Source organism: Solibacillus sp. FSL W8-0372, assembly GCF_037969735.1.
GTDB classification, from domain to species: domain Bacteria; phylum Bacillota; class Bacilli; order Bacillales_A; family Planococcaceae; genus Solibacillus; species Solibacillus faecavium.
Genome location: NZ_CP150204.1, coordinates 2,687,812 through 2,703,953, shown reverse-complemented (window position 1 = coordinate 2,703,953; position 16,142 = coordinate 2,687,812). Strand labels below are relative to the sequence as shown.

Sequence of the window (16,142 nt, the reverse complement as noted above, 5' to 3'; positions counted from 1 at the left end):
GTAGAGAAATGGAGTTTCTAAGTTGGAAAGTAGAAGAAGGGGTAGCTATTGCTACTATTTCAAGACCACCAGCCAATGCACTTTCACAAGGCTTAATCCAAGATGTTAATGCACTATTAGATGCTGTTGAAAATGATGAAACTGTACGCGTCATTGTCATCCATGGTGAGGGACGATTCTTCTCTGCCGGCGCTGATATTAAAGAATTTACAAATGTACAGACAGGTGAAGAGTTTACGGGATTGGCAAAAAAAGGACAGGACGTCTTTGAACGTGTTGAAACATTCAGTAAACCTGTAATTGCTGCCATTCACGGTGCAGCATTAGGTGGAGGTTTAGAACTTGCGATGGGATGCCATATGCGTTTCGTAACTGAATCCGCAAAACTTGGACTTCCTGAATTATCACTTGGCCTAATTCCTGGTTTTGCAGGAACACAGCGTTTACCTCGCTATGTAGGGGTTGCGAAAGCAGCTGAAATGATGTTCACAAGCGATCCGATTTCTGGAAAGGAAGCTGTAGAATGGGGATTAGCAAATCGTGCTTTCTCTGATGAAGAGCTCCTGACAGAAACTTTAAAAATTGCGAAGAAAATTGCAAAGAAATCACCAATTGCGTTAAAGGCAGCTATTCAAATGCTTAATTATTCAAAACCATCGTCCTACTATGATGGTGTAAATGCAGAAGCGAACAGCTTTGGGGATGTATTTGTTTCAGAAGATGCAAAAGAAGGTATCCATGCATTTATTGAAAAACGTGAACCAGTATTTACAGGAAAGTAAACAAATGTATCCGCCCCGTTTTTACGGGATTAAATTAAAAGCTTTTAGGAGGTCTAGATTATGAATATTTTCGTATTAGTAAAACGTACTTTTGACACAGAAGAAAAAATCGTCGTATCAGGCGGTAAAATTCAAGAAGATGGTGCTGAGTTCATCATCAACCCATATGATGAGTATGCAATTGAAGAAGCAATTCAAAAGCGTGACGCATTAGGCGGTAAAGTAACAGTTGTGACAATCGGTGGCGAAGATGCAGAAAAGCAATTACGTACAGCTTTAGCAATGGGTGCTGACGAAGCGGTATTAATTAATACAGAAGATGATTTAGATGAGCTTGACCAGTATTCTTCAGCTTATATTCTATCGGAATATTTAAAAGATAAAGTAGCAGATTTAATTTTAGCTGGTAACGTTGCAATTGATGGTGGTTCAGGGCAAGTAGGTCCTCGTCTTGCAGATTTACTTGGAATTAATTACGTAACAACTGTTACAAACTTAGAAATTGATGGGACAAATGTTAAAATTGTACGAGATATTGAAGGTGACTCTGAAGTATTAGAAACATCTTTACCATTATTAGTAACAGCTCAACAAGGGTTAAATGAGCCACGTTACCCATCTTTACCAGGCATTATGAAAGCGAAGAAAAAGCCGCTTGAAGAGTTGGAGTTAGATGATTTAGATATCGATGAAGACGATGTTGAAGTAAAAGTAGAAACAGTTGAAATTTACTTGCCGCCACAAAAAGCAGCTGGTCGTGTATTAGAAGGGGATCTTTCAGCGCAGGTAAAAGAATTAGTAAACTTACTTCATAGTGAAGCAAAAGTAATCTAATAGAATATCAACTTGAGAAACGAAAATTTTTACGAAGATGGTAATGGAGGGATATTTTATGACAAAGAAAGTTTTAGTGTTAGGTGAGGTTCGAGATGGGAGCTTACGTAACGTTACATTTGAAGCAATCGCAGCAGGTTCACAAATCGCTGACGGTGGAGAAGTAGTAGGATTATTAGTAGGGGATTCAGTAACGGATTTAGCTCAAGAGTTAGTTGCCTATGGTGCAAGCCGCGTAATTACAGTTGAGCATCCACACTTGAAAAATTATACATCTGACGGTTACAGCCAAGCTATTTTAGCGGTTGTTGAACAAGAAAGCCCAGAAGCAATTGTCTTCGGTCATACATCTTTAGGTAAAGACTTATCACCAAAAATTGCCTCTCGCTTACAATCCGGTTTAATTTCGGATGTAACAGATATTGAAGGGTCTGGCGATGATACTGTATTCATCCGTCCGATTTATTCTGGTAAAGCATTTGAGAAAGTAAAAATTAAAGACGGCGTAATTTTTGCGACAATCCGTCCGAACAACATCGCGCCTTTAGAGAAAGATGGTTCTCGTTCTGGTGAAGTATCATCGGTATCAGTTGATATAACAAATTTACGTACAATCATTAAGGAAGTTGTCCGTAAATCAACAGAAGGTGTTGACCTTTCAGAAGCAAAAGTAGTAGTAGCTGGTGGCCGTGGGGTAAAATCCGAAGAAGGGTTCGAGCCATTAAAAGAGCTTGCTAATTTACTAGGCGGTGCAGTAGGTGCCTCTCGTGGTGCATGTGACGCTGAATATTGTGATTACTCATTACAAATCGGTCAAACAGGTAAAGTTGTAACACCGGACCTTTATATTGCAGCTGGTATTTCCGGTGCTATCCAACATATGGCTGGTATGTCGAATTCAAAAGTAATCGTTGCCATTAATAAAGATCCGGAAGCAAACATCTTCAAAGTAGCGGACTATGGTATTGTAGGCGATTTATTTGAAGTAGTACCAATGTTAATCGAAGAGTTTAAAGCACTTAAAGTAAACGCATAATGACTAGCTTCCCTCGTTTTGAGGGGAGCTTTTTATGTCAAAATAAGTGCAAACAATATGAAAAACTACTGTAAAATGTCATCTGTTTATATTCCCAAGCATTTTACTACTTTTTAAATGGCAAAACATGCTATACTACAACCAGATGTTATTTAAGGAGGCTATTTTATTATGGCAATTGTACACGGTACAGATCAAACTTTCCCACAGGAAATTTCAAACGGCACAGTTTTAGTAGACTTTTGGGCAGCATGGTGCGGACCATGTAAAATGATTGCTCCAGTTCTTGAAGAATTAGATGCAGAAATCGGTAACGAAGTAAAAATCGTAAAAGTTGACGTAGATAACAACCAAGGCACTGCTGCTGATTATCAAATCATGTCAATCCCATCATTATTATTATTTGTTGATGGTGAATTAAAAGCAAAAACTGCTGGCTTCATGCCAAAAGAAGCTTTAATCGACTTTATTAACGACAACAAATAATCAATTTGCAAAGCCGTATGCCTAATAAGGTGTACGGCTTTTTTCTTATGGGACTATCAGTTAAAATAAAGTGAATGACATATCCAATAGGTGAGAATATGAATGCAAATATTAAAGCAAAGCTAGAAATATTACCGAATGAATCCGGCTGCTATATTATGAAAGACCGTCAAGGGACGATTATATATGTCGGCAAGGCAAAAGTGTTAAAAAACCGAGTGCGTTCGTATTTTACGGGAAGTCATGATGGTAAAACAGCCAGATTAGTCAGTGAAATAGAGGACTTTGAATATATTGTAACTTCAAGTGATCTCGAAGCGCTTATACTTGAACTGAATTTGATCAAATTACATGATCCGAAATATAATGTAAAGCTAACAGATGATAAAACATACCCTTATATAAAAATAACGAATGAACGTTACCCTCGAATAATAACGACAAGGAAAGTAAAAAAGGATAAGGCAAAATATTTTGGGCCTTATCCAAACGCGTATGCGGCCAATGAAACGCGGAAATTGCTCGATCGTTTATATCCACTTCGTAAATGTACACATCTGCCAAATCAAGTATGCCTGTATTATCATTTAGGGCAATGCTTAGCACCTTGTGTAAAAGAAATTGAAAAACAAGTATATGATGAAATGATAGGTGAAATTTCAAAGTTTTTAAACGGTGGTGTCGAAGAAATACAGAAAGATCTTCAGCAAAAAATGCTCGATGCAGCCGAAAAGCTGGAATTTGAACGGGCGAAGGAATTCCGGGATTTAATTGCACATATCGAGCAGGTTATGCAAAAGCAAAAAATCGTATCGGATGATTTAAGCAATCGGGATGTATTTGGCTATGCAGTCGAAAAAGGGTGGATGTGTGTACAAGTATTTTTTGTACGGCAAGGAAAATTAATTGAACGTGATGTATCGATTTTCCCTATATATAACGAGGCAGAAGAAGAATTTTTAACATTTGTCGGACGATTTTACGAGCAGCCACATCATTTACTGCCGAAAGAGATTTTTGTACCAAAGACGATTGATGGTACGATTTTGCAAAAGCTTTTAAACGTAAAGGTGCAGACACCAAAGCGCGGTACAAAAAAAGAGCTGGTCGATTTAGCTATGAAAAATGCCAATATTGCAATACATGGAAAATTCCAGTTAATTGAGCGTCAGGAAGAACGTACAGTAGGAGCTTGTGAAGCACTTGCCGAAGCTATGCAAATTCCATTACCACTTCGTATCGAAGCATTTGATAATAGTCATATGCATGGTGCTGATCCTGTTTCTGCAATGGTTGTGTTTGTAGACGGGAAGCCTGCAAAAAAGGAATACCGGAAATATAAAACACGAGAAGCCGCAAAACATGATGACTATGGGGCGATGCAAGAAGTCATTCGGCGCCGTTATACGCGGGTATTACGAGAAAGCTTGCCATTACCGGACTTAATCCTAATCGATGGAGGAAAAGGACAAATGGAGGTTGCAAGAGAAGTAATAGAAGATGAGCTAGGATTAATGATTCCAATAGCAGGTCTTGCAAAAGACGATAAGCATAACACATCCCAACTGTTATTTGGCGCTCCACCAGAAGTTGTACCTTTAAAACGGACAAGTGATGGTTTTTACTTATTGCAACGTATACAAGATGAGGTACACCGATTTGCCATTACATTTTTGCGTCAGCAACATCAGACGAATGCAATTACATCCGTTCTTGATGGCATTCCGGGTATAGGACCGAAACGTAAACAGCAACTTATGAAGCATTTTGGATCGGTAAAAAAAATTAGGGAAGCAACAGAGTTACAATTGCAAGAAGCCGGTGTTCCTGCCAAATTGGCAGAAGTAATTTATCGTCACTTTCACGAAGCATCATTGAATAAAGAATAATGTTGTGTTACTATAAAAGACAATTCAATAGTTAATAAACGATAGAGGTGCAGTATTTAAGAGTAAATTGCTCGAGGAAGAACAATTCCAGCGACAGCAATTGAAAGGGAATTCTGCCGAAGTGAAATACGTATTGTTCACGTGTTTTGCTGGTTTTGCATTTAAGAAATGTAAGATTGTCAGAACTTTATGTTCTGGAGAGCTATCCTGAAAAACATATAAACTTTTATTTGTATTGACGGCGACTTTCCATGAACATATGGAAGGTCGCTTTTTTGATGGAAAAAAATAAGGGGTGGAAGACATTGCAGACAGTTGTAGTAAAGTTTGGTGGACCAATGTTGGCAACAACAGAAAAAATAGTACAGGTAGCAAAAAAGGTGATAAAAGAGCAAGGTCGTGGCATAAACTTAGTCGTTGTCGTTTCTTCGATGACGTCCATTCGTCAAAATTTACGGCAATTTGCCTCGGAAATTACTCATGAACCGTCGAAGCGTGAAATGGATGCATTAATCTCTACGGGAGCGCAGATAACAAGCGTCCTTCTTGCTTTAGCAATTCAGGAGCATGGGGGAAAAGCAGTGTCACTTGCCGGTTGGCAGGCAGGTATCCAAACAAATGAAAAATATGGAAATGCCCGAATTGATTCTATAGTTAATAAGCGTTTTGAAAAACATTTTGAACTAGGAGAGATCGTTGTTGTATCAGGATTCCAAGGAATAACATACACAGACAACATTTCGACTTTGGGGAAAGGCGGTTCTGAAACTTCCGCCGTTGCATTAGCCATCGCCTTAAATGCGGAACGTGTTGATATTTATTCAACGGTAGAAGGCATTTATACGGCAGATCCGCAGCTAGTGGAGGATGCTACGAAATTATCTGTAATTTCATATGATGAAATGTTGGAGTTTTCCAATTTAGGTACCAAAATTTTGCATCCTCGAGCAGTTGAGCTTGCAAAAAATTACAATATGCCAATCGTTGTACGCTCAGCTACCGAAGACGTAGAAGGTACATTAATAAAAGGGGATGTAGACATGGAAAAAAATTTACTTGTGCGCGGGGTGGCATATGAATCTGATATTATTCGTTTAACGATCGGATATGATTCATATGAAACAGCGTCATTAGCCGAAGTATTTAGTGTTTTAGCGGAAAATGATATTAATGTTGATATTATTGTGCAGGCAGTTATTGACGGGATTAAGCCTACAATTTCTTTTACAATTTCAAAAGAAGAATTTGCTGATGCTTTACGTGTATTAGAGTCGAGTAAATTGTCACTTGGATTTAGTTTTGCAGATTTTGAAATCGGATTGGCTAAAGTATCGATTATTGGATCAGCAATGGCTTCAAACCCTGGAGTCGCAGCACGTATGTTTGCGCGTCTGGGACGTGAGCATATTCCGGTTAAAATGGTTAGCACATCTGAAATAAAAGTGTCGGTCGTTGTGCCACAAGAAGAAATGGTGCGCGCTGCCAATGCTTTGCATGAGGAATTTAATATAGCAATGAAAGAAGTTCCCGCTTCTTAAAATAAAGATACGAGACAGAGTGGAGAGTCTTTACTAGTGGTAATCAAGAATGATATAACTATATTTCTATGTTAAAGAAACTAAAAAACTGCTAGCTTTTAAAAAGCAGCAGTTTTTATTTACGCTCAAATCTTCTCTTTTAAATCCCACTTTAAAATGAATTTGACGCAATTCTTCTTTTCGATTTTTTCTTCATAGCATTCCGTTAAATAGCCAAGTTGTTTTTGCTTTTGCTCAGCTAAAAAGCCTGCTTCTAAACGAAAACAGCGTTGCTCAATATTAATCGACATTTCCTCGGTCGTCATAAGTATGTAATGAAGTTCATCCTTTATTTCTTTCTCCAAAATTAACTGACCCCAGCCGGCCTCCCCGAAAAATGAAGGAAGCTCATCCATGGAAAATAGCGGAAATTTACGTGCTAGTTCTTTCCCTGCCCAATATAAAACATCTTCCTCATGCTTACCTAAAATCGATGGTAGAAGATGATCGCGAAGGATTTCATATCCAAAACTTGGAATCGTTTTCATTTTGTACCCCTCCATATTAAAAACCTCTTTCATAAATTTTCTTATAATTTTCATTCTTTCAGGAAGAAAATAGTTATAAGTAGAAAAAACTGGACTTAATATAGCAAAAATCCGTCTTTAAAATGATTATAAAATATCCCTCGTTACCTTGACGCTAGTATCTGTTGAGAGTACAATGGACATGTCATAATATTGTACCATGATGAAATGCGCAGTCAATAACACAACGTTTACAAATTTGAGGCGTTGCACTTGTGTATTTCAAGTACTAAGGGGGGTAACAGTTTTGTCGAAAGATCGTGAATTTTTATGGCGCCGCTTACACTCGTTATTAGGTGTAGTTCCTGTCGGGTTGTTCTTGGTGTTCCACTTGTCTTTGAACTTCACTGCAGTTGGTGGTGAAGAGGTTTACAATAACGCAACAGGTATGATGGAATTAGTTCCGCACTCGTTATTGTTAGCAATGGAATGGATTATTATTTATATTCCATTAATGTTCCACGGATTCTATGGTGTGTTTATTGCATTTACATCTACACACAATACGGGTCGTTTCAGCACGTTCCGTAACTGGATGTTTGCTTTACAACGTTTCACAGGAATCTTCCTTGTAATCTTCATTGCATGGCACATTTTCCAAACGCGTGTTCAAAAAGCATTTGGCGCTGAAGTTAACTTCGATATGATGGTAGAAATCGTAGATAACCCATTAATGTTGGCATTCTATATTGTCGGTATCGTATCAGCAGCATTCCACTTAGCGAACGGTCTATGGTCATTCTTAGTGAGCTGGGGTATTACACAGTCTAAAAAATCTCAACAGATTACAACTTATGTTACGTTATTATTCTTCGTAATTTTAGCAATCATAGGTGTTGCAGCTATCATTTCATTCGCTGTTTAGTTTAACTTGACCACTAATATACAGTTATTAAGACAGTTCAGATGAATTATGAGTAAAAGTAATTAGCAATTAATGAGGAGTGAGAAATAATCATGGCAAAGAGTAAAGTAATCGTCGTTGGTGGCGGTTTAGCAGGCTTAATGGCTACGATTAAAGCAGCTGAAGTTGGTACTGCAGTTGAATTATTCTCGTTAGTTCCAGTAAAACGTTCACACTCTGTATGTGCACAAGGCGGAATTAACGGAGCAGTAAATACAAAAGGTGAAGGGGATTCTCCATGGATCCACTTTGACGATACAGTTTACGGTGGAGACTTCTTAGCGAACCAACCACCAGTTAAGGGTATGTGTGATGCAGCCCCTGGAATTATTCACTTAATGGACCGTATGGGTGTAATGTTCAACCGTACGCCAGAAGGTTTACTTGATTTCCGTCGTTTCGGCGGTACGTTAATGCACCGTACAGCATTCTCTGGTGCTACAACAGGTCAACAATTATTATACGCACTAGATGAGCAAGTTCGTGCTCAAGAAGTTGCTGGTTTAGTTACAAAATATGAGCACTGGGAATTCCTTGGTGCGGTGCTTGATGATGAAGGCGTTTGCCGTGGTATCGTAGCACAAGATCTAAAAAGCGAAGAAATCCGTTCATTCCGTGGTGATGCAGTTATTATGGCTACTGGTGGACCTGGTATTATCTTCGGTAAAACAACGAACTCTGTTATTAACACAGGTTCTGCTGCATCGATTGTTTATCAACAAGGTGCAACATATTCAAATGGTGAGATGATTCAAATTCACCCAACTGCAATTCCTGGCGATGACAAAAACCGTCTAATGTCAGAATCTGCTCGTGGTGAAGGTGGACGTGTTTGGACTTATAAAGACGGTAAGCCATGGTACTTCCTAGAAGAAAAATACCCTGCTTACGGTAACTTAGTACCACGTGATATCGCAACACGTGAGATTTTTGATGTGTGTGTAAATCAAAAACTGGGTATTAATGGCGAAAACATGGTATACTTAGACCTATCCCACAAAGATCCACATGAATTAGATATTAAATTAGGTGGTATCATTGAAATCTACGAGAAATTCGTAGGGGATGACCCACGTAAATTACCGATGAAAATCTTCCCGGCAGTTCACTATTCAATGGGTGGATTATGGGTCGACTATGACCAAATGACTGAAATCCCTGGATTATTTGCTGCGGGTGAATGTGATTACTCACAACACGGTGCAAACCGTTTAGGTGCTAACTCACTATTATCAGCAATTTACGGTGGTATGGTTGCGGGACCAAATGCTGTGAAGTACATTAAAGGACTTCAAAAGCATGCTGAAGATTTACCAGAAGAAATCTACACTCGCCGCGTACAAGAAGAAACAGAAAAATGGGAAGCTATCTTAAACATGGATGGTACAGAAAACGCTTACTTACTTCATAAAGAGCTAGGTGAGTGGATGACTGACAACATGACTGTTGTACGTGTGAACGCAAAATTAGAAGAAACTTATGCGAAATTAACTGAGCTACAAGAGCGTTGGGAAAACATCAACATTAACGACACTCAAAAATGGTCGAATCAAGGTGCCCACTTCACTCGTCAGTTAAAGAACATGCTATATTTAGCTAAAGTTATGACTAAGGGTGCATTATTACGTAACGAATCTCGTGGTGCTCACTATAAGCCAGAATTCCCAGAACGTGATGATGAAAACTTCTTAAAAACAACTATGGCGAAGTTCGACCCTGCAACGGGCGAACCAATTATTTCTTATGCAGAAGTAGACGTTTCGTTAATTCCACCACGTAAACGCGACTACTCAGCGTAGAAAGGGGAACTAAAAAATGGAAACAGTAAATACTGAAAGAACAGTTAAGTTAGAAATCGTTCGTCAAGATAGTGAGAACGGTGCTACACGCGTTGAAAAGTTTGAAGTTCCTTACCGTCCAGGTATGAACGTTATCTCTGCGCTAATGCATATTCAAAAATACCCTGTTACTGCTGACGGTCAAAAAACGACACCAGTAACTTGGGATATGAACTGTTTAGAAGAAGTTTGTGGTGCATGTTCAATGGTTATTAACGGACGTCCACAACAATCTTGTTCAGCATTAGTAGATAAATTAACTCAACCAATTCGCCTAGAGCCAATGAAAACTTTCCCAGTTGTACGTGACTTACAAGTAGACCGTGAGCGCATGTTCAATGCACTTAAGAAAGTTAAAGCATGGGTACCAATCGATGGTACTTATGATTTAGGTGAAGGTCCACGTATGCCTGAGCGTAAACGTCAATGGGCATATGAGCTATCTAAATGTATGACTTGTGGTGTTTGTATGGAAGCATGTCCAAACGTGTCTGAAAAAGCTTCATTCATGGGTCCAGCACCATTATCACAAGTTCGTTTATTCAACACTCACCCAACTGGTGCAATGAATAAAGACGAGCGTTTAGCAGCAATTATGGGCGACGGTGGTCTTGCAAACTGTGGTAACTCTCAAAACTGTGTAGCTGCTTGTCCAAAAGGAATTCCTTTAACAACATCTATCGCTGCACTTAACCGTGCAACAACAGTTCAAATGTTCAAGAACTTCTTCGGTTCTGACCATATGGTTGACTAATCTAATAGATTTAAAAGACTCCCGCTTTGGTGGGAGTCTTTTTTTTTACTTCTGTATGAATAACTCCTATTATCGTGCTCTCGTATTTAAACGAAATTACAAATTATGCTATAATGAATGCATATTCATTATCAGGGGATGATGATTTATTTAAAAAGGGGGATGTTTTTATGCGAGCTACATATATTCAAGATGTGAAAGAGTGGATGGCTGGATTTTCTTTTTCTACAAAAGTACGTGTCCGCTTTTCGGAAACAGACATGTATGGTCATGTAAATAATACGAAAGTGTTTGCATATTTAGAGTATGCGAGAATTGAGTACTTTAAAGCAATGGGTTTTAATTTCATAGAAGGATCAGATGATACAAGTATGTTTGTAGTAGCGGATATTCAATGTGATTATTTGAAGGAAGTGTTTTTTGATGAGGAATTGACAATTTTCGTTAAAACGGCATCAATCGGCACATCTTCACTTGATTTGCATTATATGGTGACGAATAAAAAAGATGAAATATGCTACACAGCACGTGGAACGCTTGTACAATTGAATCATAATACGGGGAAAGGTGTCCCTTTATTAGAGGACCAAAAAAAATTATTGCTCGGGAAATAGTTAAATGCCCTCACCTGCTTTGTATATTCGACATAATGTACAAGGAAGAAGATAGGAGGGTGTTGCAAAATGAATCGTCCGCAGCATCGTTCGCTGTTAACAAAAAGAGAACGCGAAATTTTTGAGCTTTTAATAAAGGACTATTCAACTCGGGAAATCTCGGCAAAGTTAGGTATTAGTGAGAAAACTGTTCGAAATCATATTTCCAATACGATTCAAAAGCTGGGTGTATCAAGTCGTACTCAAGCAATTCTAGAGCTGTTAAGACTTCAAGAATTGTCAATATTCTGATTGAAGACTTGCTATTTCACAAAAAAAACTTCAAAATAGAACTATGAAACGCATCGAGGAGTGAATGGAGTAGATGAAAGATCACAGCACACATAGCTCTGAATCTGTAGCAATCCTAGAAAAAGAATTAAGATATATTTCACACTTAATTAAACAAAAAGGTCGCGAAATACTAAGCAATTATACAATTACCCCACCGCAGTTTATTGCATTACAATGGTTGCATGAATCTGGTGATATGACGATTGGTGACTTGTCGACGAAGATGTATTTAGCTTTTTCGACAACGACGGATTTAGTAGACCGAATGGAAAAAAATGAATTGGTACAACGTGTGCGTGACGAAAATGACCGCCGTGTTGTACGTATTCATCTTTTATCTGAAGGCGAGCGAATTATTCAAGAAGTAATTCTTAAGCGACAAGATTATTTAAGGGATATTACAGAGGAATTTAATGAAGAAGAATTCGAGCAATTATCACGAACTTTACAAAAACTACATTTATTAATGAAATAGGATAGAGGCGGTACAAGTGAATGCCCCAATTGGTGTAATCGATTCTGGAGTTGGCGGTTTAACAGTGGCAAAAGCGATTATGGAGCTCTTGCCAAATGAAACAATATACTATATAGGTGATACGGCGCGCTGTCCATATGGACCTCGCACGAAACAAGAGGTACGTAATTTTACATGGCAAATGGCAAAAGTACTTGAAAAGAAAAATGTGAAAATGCTTGTCATAGCATGTAATACTGCGACAGCCGTTGCATTGGAAAGTTTACAAAAGCATATGCCATTTCCTGTTCTAGGTGTAATTAATGCTGGGGCACGAGCTGCAATAAAAAAGACAAAGCGTAATGAAGTAGTAGTACTCGCAACAGAAGGCACGATTAAAAGTGGCGCTTATGAACAGGCTGTAAAATCGTTAGCAACAAAAGCAACGATTATTCCACTCGCCTGTCCGACATTTGTGCCTCTTGTTGAAAGTGGCGAATATGAAGGTCAGTTTTCATACGATCTTGTCGCAAAAGGATTAAAGCCATTGGAAGATGAGCGATTTGATACAGTTATTTTAGGCTGTACACATTATCCTATTTTACAAAAACAAATTGAAGCAGCAGTTGGTCCACATGTTCATGTTTTGTCATCTGCTGAAGAAACTGCCAAAGATGTCGAAGCAATTTTAAGCTATAAAGGGCAGTTGCGAACAGATGAGGAACCACCAAAACATATATTATATGCTTCCGGTTCCGTTCCAATTTTCCGTTCCATTGCAGAACGTTGGTTGGAGAATGATGAACTGGATATACGCAAAATTACATTTGAAAAGTAATTAAAGGTTCAGATTAGGCATTTTGTCTAATTTGGGCCTTTTTCCTTCTATGTCTTGCGTTTACACTTTTGACCGTTCTGAAAGTGTGTTAAGATTAGTGCGCGAACAAATTGAGGAGGTCAAGAATGACTAGACATGACTTACGAGCTGTGAATGAATTACGTCCAGTTCAAATTGAAAATAATTATTTAATGCATCCGGAAGGCTCGGTACTAATTACGGTTGGACAAACGAAAGTAATTTGTACAGCTACGATAGAAGAAAGAGTACCAGGTTTTTTACGTGGACAAGGTAAAGGCTGGATTACGGCTGAATATTCAATGTTACCACGCGCTACAGAGCAACGCACACGCCGTGAAAGCTCTGCAGGGAAGGTAAGTGGTCGCACAATGGAAATTCAACGCTTAATCGGCCGTGCATTGCGTGCTGTCGTAGACTTAGAGGCATTGGGCGAAAAAACAGTTTGGATTGACTGTGATGTTATTCAAGCGGATGGTGGAACTCGTACAGCTTCCATTACTGGAGCATTTGTAGCGATGACACAAGCGATTGCCAAATTAGATGCTGAAAAACCATTCGCAAAATTCCCTGTGACTGATTACTTAGCTGCTACAAGTGTAGGGAAACTAGCTGAAATTGGTGCAGTATTGGATTTAAACTACATTGAGGACTCAGCAGCCCAAGTCGATATGAATATTATCATGACAGGTGCTGGCGAATTTGTTGAATTACAAGGTACTGGAGAGGAATCGACATTTACTCGTTCAGAGTTGAATGAACTGCTTGATTTAGGCGAATCAGGAATCTCAGAATTGATTGTTATTCAAAAAAATACTTTAGGTGAAATCGCACAACTGATTGGGAAGGTGGAACCAAAATGAAACAGGTAGTCATTGCAACGAAAAATAAAGGTAAAGCAAAAGACTTTGAAGCGCTCTTTGAACCATTCGGCTATAAGGTTGTTACAATGTTTGATGTAGCACCAGATGTGGAAATTGAAGAAACAGGAACAACATTTGAAGAAAATGCGATTTTAAAGGCGGAGACATTAGCCAACCTATTAGGGCAAATTGTGATTGCAGATGACAGCGGTTTAGCTATAGATGCATTAAATGGTGAACCGGGTGTCTATTCTGCACGCTATGCTGGAGACCATGACGATGAGGCGAACATGGTAAAAGTACTGGAAAACATGAAAGATGTACCGGAAGATGAGCGTACAGCTCGTTTTTGCTGTGCGTTGGCGATTGCAGGTCCTAATTTAGAAACGAAGACGGTATTTGGAACATGTGAAGGTGTGATTGCGCATGAGAAGAAGGGAACTAACGGTTTTGGTTATGACCCGATTTTTTATGTACCTGCCTTAGAAAAGCATATGGCTGAACTTTCAGCCGAAGAAAAAGGCGCTATATCACACCGTGGTAATGCGATTCGCAAGCTTGCTTTACAGTTAGCTGAATTTCTTAAATAAGTAGTACTTTTCTTGCATTGTAAACAACTGTTAATAGAATTGTGCAATAACGATTGAATTTTTGATTCATTCCTGTCACAATATGTATATAAATGGAAAGGATGTGGTTACGAAATGAAGCTATTGATAATGAGTGATACACATGGTGACGAGGATATCATTGAACGTGTAAAGGGCTACCATCCAGACGCATATAAAATAATCCATTGTGGTGATAGCGAATTACCGTATACCAATCCATCGATGCAAGAAATCGAGCGTGTGAAAGGCAACTGTGACCATGATCCGAATTATTTAGAGGAGATTCTATTCCAAGTAAATGGAGACCGTGTGTATGTGACACATGGACATTTATATGATGTGAAAAACTCTCCGATGAAGTTAGTCTATCGGGCTCAGGAAGTTGGTGCCCAAATAGTGTGCTTCGGTCATTCACATGTGTTAGCCGCGGAGTATATAGAAGATACTTTGTTTATTAATCCAGGTAGCTTATTAAAGCCCCGGGGCATTAAAGAAAAATCTTTTGTTACTCTAACAATTACTCCTACCCATTTTACTTTAGATTGCTATGATGATAATAATAATTTAATCGATAAAATGTTTTTTGAACGTTAGATTGAAGAAGCGAAGTCCACTTTTTATCAAGGGGGCTTCACTTTTTTATAGTCGCCACTGGAAAGTGAATTTTATTTTAGTTGAATAATAATTTTTATAAAATTGATTGTTGACTTTCTAGTTAATGTACCATATAATAAAAATTGTCTTTAATACCAATTACGTTATTGAAGCAGTTGTCTCCATAGCTCAGCTGGATAGAGCACACGCCTTCTAAGCGTGCGGTCGTAGGTTCGAATCCTACTGGGGACGTATATAATTTGTGGTTTAGACCACCTCGAATTAACCTTCTAACTTAATGTTAGGAGGTTTTTTTTGTTTACAAAAAGAAGGTACGACTGATCGTTTAAAACGTATTTAATCGGAATCTTTAATGAAGAACAACAAACAGTATTTAAGTCGATTTAATGCTTATATCACTCCAAAAGCATTATCCAATCTATTCGCTATAGCTGAAATGTCTTCATTAACTAATATGAATGTGAATGCATCTCTAATTCTTACATAACTTTCAACAGCTTGTTCTAGGTCCTCATCTTCTTCAAGTATCTCTACTAACTCTTCACTAATATCATAACTATTAGAAATTTGATCATAAATACAGTCTTCTACTTCACTATCAATGCCCATTTCTGTAAAATATTCAGCCATTTGTTTCATTAAAAAGTCTAATTTTTTATCAGAATAAAAATTATATAAATTGCCATCACGCATCTCAATATATAAATATTTGAAACTATATTCACTCCAAAGTTCATCCTGATTGAGCAATATGAAAAAAAAACGTTCCTCTTCTGTATCATTTCTATGATATAGTTCATCAGAATTTATCTCGTACCTATTAATTCCTTTTAGAAGAATTCTTTTGTTGTCTAGTACCATAACACTCATTTAATAATCATCCTTTTTACATTGATTTATAAATTATGAGTATTCTAACCTTAAAAGGTTTTTTTTATTCGTTTCATAAATTAACATATGTCGAATATGACGGATTAAATACTTAATAATTATAGAGCACCTTTTATAGATGATTAACGCTTTTCGCCTTGGTATAACATTCAATTCGTTTTTCCAACTTCTTTCGCGATTTATTGAATTGTGCCACGATATAGAAAAGGGGAGTTAATTATATTTTCCGTTAAATGGAATATAATTGATTAGAAGAATTGGCTAATACGAATAAGTTA

Annotated in this window: 18 protein-coding genes, 1 tRNA gene and 1 riboswitch; of the genes, 17 read left to right on the top strand and 2 right to left on the bottom strand. The window is 38.0% G+C overall.

Annotation, left to right across the window (positions count from 1 at the left end):
* The first annotated feature begins 8 nt into the window (after nt 1–8).
* The 6 genes from MKY13_RS13835 to MKY13_RS13810 all read left to right on the top strand — a co-directional run bounded on the left by MKY13_RS13835 (nt 9) and on the right by MKY13_RS13810 (nt 6,565).
* Complete coding sequence (locus MKY13_RS13835) at nt 9–782, top strand: enoyl-CoA hydratase (protein WP_191700503.1); 774 nt, start codon at nt 9–11, stop codon at nt 780–782.
* Nucleotides 783–842: 60 nt separating this feature from the next.
* Nucleotides 843–1,616 (top strand): electron transfer flavoprotein subunit beta/FixA family protein, encoded by a 774-nt coding sequence (locus tag MKY13_RS13830; RefSeq protein WP_191700502.1) that lies wholly within the window; start codon nt 843–845, stop codon nt 1,614–1,616.
* A 58-nt stretch (nt 1,617–1,674) separates the two neighbouring features.
* On the top strand, nt 1,675–2,652 hold the full coding sequence (locus MKY13_RS13825; RefSeq protein ID WP_191700501.1) for an electron transfer flavoprotein subunit alpha/FixB family protein: 978 nt from the start codon (nt 1,675–1,677) through the stop codon (nt 2,650–2,652).
* A gap of 171 nt (nt 2,653–2,823) precedes the next feature.
* Nucleotides 2,824–3,138 carry a thioredoxin gene (trxA, locus tag MKY13_RS13820; protein WP_191700500.1) on the top strand — a complete coding sequence of 105 codons (315 nt, stop codon included), beginning with the start codon at nt 2,824–2,826 and terminating at the stop codon, nt 3,136–3,138.
* Nucleotides 3,139–3,236: 98 nt separating this feature from the next.
* The gene (gene uvrC, locus MKY13_RS13815) at nt 3,237–5,027 is read left to right on the top strand and encodes an excinuclease ABC subunit UvrC (RefSeq protein ID WP_191700499.1); all 1,791 of its coding nucleotides are present in this window, start codon (nt 3,237–3,239) and stop codon (nt 5,025–5,027) included.
* A gap of 34 nt (nt 5,028–5,061) precedes the next feature.
* Nucleotides 5,062–5,240, top strand: a riboswitch (Lysine riboswitch).
* 92 nt (nt 5,241–5,332) lie between these two features.
* A complete protein-coding gene (locus MKY13_RS13810) occupies nt 5,333–6,565 on the top strand; it encodes an aspartate kinase (protein WP_339216945.1) in 1,233 nt (410 codons plus the stop codon).
* Between the two features lie 125 nt (nt 6,566–6,690).
* Here the strand turns inward: MKY13_RS13810 and MKY13_RS13805 are convergent, their stop codons facing one another.
* A complete protein-coding gene (locus MKY13_RS13805; RefSeq protein ID WP_339213381.1) occupies nt 6,691–7,107 on the bottom strand; it encodes a YslB family protein in 417 nt (138 codons plus the stop codon).
* Between the two features lie 271 nt (nt 7,108–7,378).
* Between MKY13_RS13805 and MKY13_RS13800 the strand changes: the two genes are divergently transcribed.
* The 11 genes from MKY13_RS13800 to MKY13_RS13750 all read left to right on the top strand — a co-directional run bounded on the left by MKY13_RS13800 (nt 7,379) and on the right by MKY13_RS13750 (nt 15,204).
* Nucleotides 7,379–7,996: a succinate dehydrogenase cytochrome b558 subunit gene (locus MKY13_RS13800; RefSeq protein WP_191700498.1), complete on the top strand. Its 618-nt coding sequence runs from the start codon at nt 7,379–7,381 to the stop codon at nt 7,994–7,996.
* Nucleotides 7,997–8,088: 92 nt separating this feature from the next.
* Complete coding sequence (gene sdhA / locus MKY13_RS13795) at nt 8,089–9,834, top strand: succinate dehydrogenase flavoprotein subunit (protein ID WP_191700497.1); 1,746 nt, start codon at nt 8,089–8,091, stop codon at nt 9,832–9,834.
* A gap of 16 nt (nt 9,835–9,850) precedes the next feature.
* A complete protein-coding gene (gene sdhB, locus MKY13_RS13790; RefSeq protein WP_191700496.1) occupies nt 9,851–10,627 on the top strand; it encodes a succinate dehydrogenase iron-sulfur subunit in 777 nt (258 codons plus the stop codon).
* A gap of 170 nt (nt 10,628–10,797) precedes the next feature.
* The gene (locus tag MKY13_RS13785; protein WP_191700495.1) at nt 10,798–11,241 is read left to right on the top strand and encodes a thioesterase family protein; all 444 of its coding nucleotides are present in this window, start codon (nt 10,798–10,800) and stop codon (nt 11,239–11,241) included.
* 69 nt (nt 11,242–11,310) lie between these two features.
* Nucleotides 11,311–11,532, top strand: coding sequence for a LuxR C-terminal-related transcriptional regulator (locus MKY13_RS13780; RefSeq protein WP_339213378.1), 222 nt, complete (start codon nt 11,311–11,313; stop codon nt 11,530–11,532).
* 73 nt (nt 11,533–11,605) lie between these two features.
* A complete protein-coding gene (locus MKY13_RS13775; protein WP_191700493.1) occupies nt 11,606–12,049 on the top strand; it encodes a MarR family transcriptional regulator in 444 nt (147 codons plus the stop codon).
* A 16-nt stretch (nt 12,050–12,065) separates the two neighbouring features.
* The gene (gene racE, locus MKY13_RS13770) at nt 12,066–12,866 is read left to right on the top strand and encodes a glutamate racemase (protein ID WP_339213376.1); all 801 of its coding nucleotides are present in this window, start codon (nt 12,066–12,068) and stop codon (nt 12,864–12,866) included.
* A gap of 125 nt (nt 12,867–12,991) precedes the next feature.
* The gene (gene rph, locus MKY13_RS13765) at nt 12,992–13,747 is read left to right on the top strand and encodes a ribonuclease PH (protein WP_339213374.1); all 756 of its coding nucleotides are present in this window, start codon (nt 12,992–12,994) and stop codon (nt 13,745–13,747) included.
* Nucleotides 13,744–14,337: an XTP/dITP diphosphatase gene (locus MKY13_RS13760; RefSeq protein WP_191700490.1), complete on the top strand. Its 594-nt coding sequence runs from the start codon at nt 13,744–13,746 to the stop codon at nt 14,335–14,337. Before rph ends, MKY13_RS13760 begins: the two co-directional genes overlap by 4 nt.
* 114 nt (nt 14,338–14,451) lie before the next feature.
* The gene (locus tag MKY13_RS13755) at nt 14,452–14,952 is read left to right on the top strand and encodes a metallophosphoesterase (protein ID WP_339213371.1); all 501 of its coding nucleotides are present in this window, start codon (nt 14,452–14,454) and stop codon (nt 14,950–14,952) included.
* Nucleotides 14,953–15,130: 178 nt separating this feature from the next.
* A tRNA-Arg gene (locus MKY13_RS13750) sits at nt 15,131–15,204 on the top strand.
* Nucleotides 15,205–15,363: 159 nt separating this feature from the next.
* On the opposite strand, the gene MKY13_RS13745 is transcribed toward MKY13_RS13750, so the two are convergent.
* On the bottom strand, nt 15,364–15,843 hold the full coding sequence (locus MKY13_RS13745) for a DNA polymerase III subunit alpha (RefSeq protein ID WP_191700488.1): 480 nt from the start codon (nt 15,841–15,843) through the stop codon (nt 15,364–15,366).
* Nucleotides 15,844–16,142 lie beyond the last annotated feature (299 nt).

Bases quoted from the DNA above. Each gene is read 5' to 3' on its own strand.
- sdhB (WP_191700496.1), top strand. From the start codon at position 9,851: ATGGAAACAGTAAATACTGAAAGAACAGTTAAGTTAGAAATCGTTCGT.
- MKY13_RS13775 (WP_191700493.1), top strand. From the start codon at position 11,606: ATGAAAGATCACAGCACACATAGCTCTGAATCTGTAGCAATCCTAGAA.
- MKY13_RS13785 (WP_191700495.1), top strand. From the start codon at position 10,798: ATGCGAGCTACATATATTCAAGATGTGAAAGAGTGGATGGCTGGATTT.
- MKY13_RS13835 (WP_191700503.1), top strand. From the start codon at position 9: ATGGAGTTTCTAAGTTGGAAAGTAGAAGAAGGGGTAGCTATTGCTACT.
- rph (WP_339213374.1), top strand. From the start codon at position 12,992: ATGACTAGACATGACTTACGAGCTGTGAATGAATTACGTCCAGTTCAA.
- MKY13_RS13830 (WP_191700502.1), top strand. From the start codon at position 843: ATGAATATTTTCGTATTAGTAAAACGTACTTTTGACACAGAAGAAAAA.
- trxA (WP_191700500.1), top strand. From the start codon at position 2,824: ATGGCAATTGTACACGGTACAGATCAAACTTTCCCACAGGAAATTTCA.
- sdhA (WP_191700497.1), top strand. From the start codon at position 8,089: ATGGCAAAGAGTAAAGTAATCGTCGTTGGTGGCGGTTTAGCAGGCTTA.
- uvrC (WP_191700499.1), top strand. From the start codon at position 3,237: ATGAATGCAAATATTAAAGCAAAGCTAGAAATATTACCGAATGAATCC.
- MKY13_RS13755 (WP_339213371.1), top strand. From the start codon at position 14,452: ATGAAGCTATTGATAATGAGTGATACACATGGTGACGAGGATATCATT.
- MKY13_RS13825 (WP_191700501.1), top strand. From the start codon at position 1,675: ATGACAAAGAAAGTTTTAGTGTTAGGTGAGGTTCGAGATGGGAGCTTA.
- MKY13_RS13805 (WP_339213381.1), bottom strand. From the start codon at position 7,107: ATGGAGGGGTACAAAATGAAAACGATTCCAAGTTTTGGATATGAAATC.
- MKY13_RS13760 (WP_191700490.1), top strand. From the start codon at position 13,744: ATGAAACAGGTAGTCATTGCAACGAAAAATAAAGGTAAAGCAAAAGAC.
- MKY13_RS13780 (WP_339213378.1), top strand. From the start codon at position 11,311: ATGAATCGTCCGCAGCATCGTTCGCTGTTAACAAAAAGAGAACGCGAA.
- MKY13_RS13745 (WP_191700488.1), bottom strand. From the start codon at position 15,843: ATGAGTGTTATGGTACTAGACAACAAAAGAATTCTTCTAAAAGGAATT.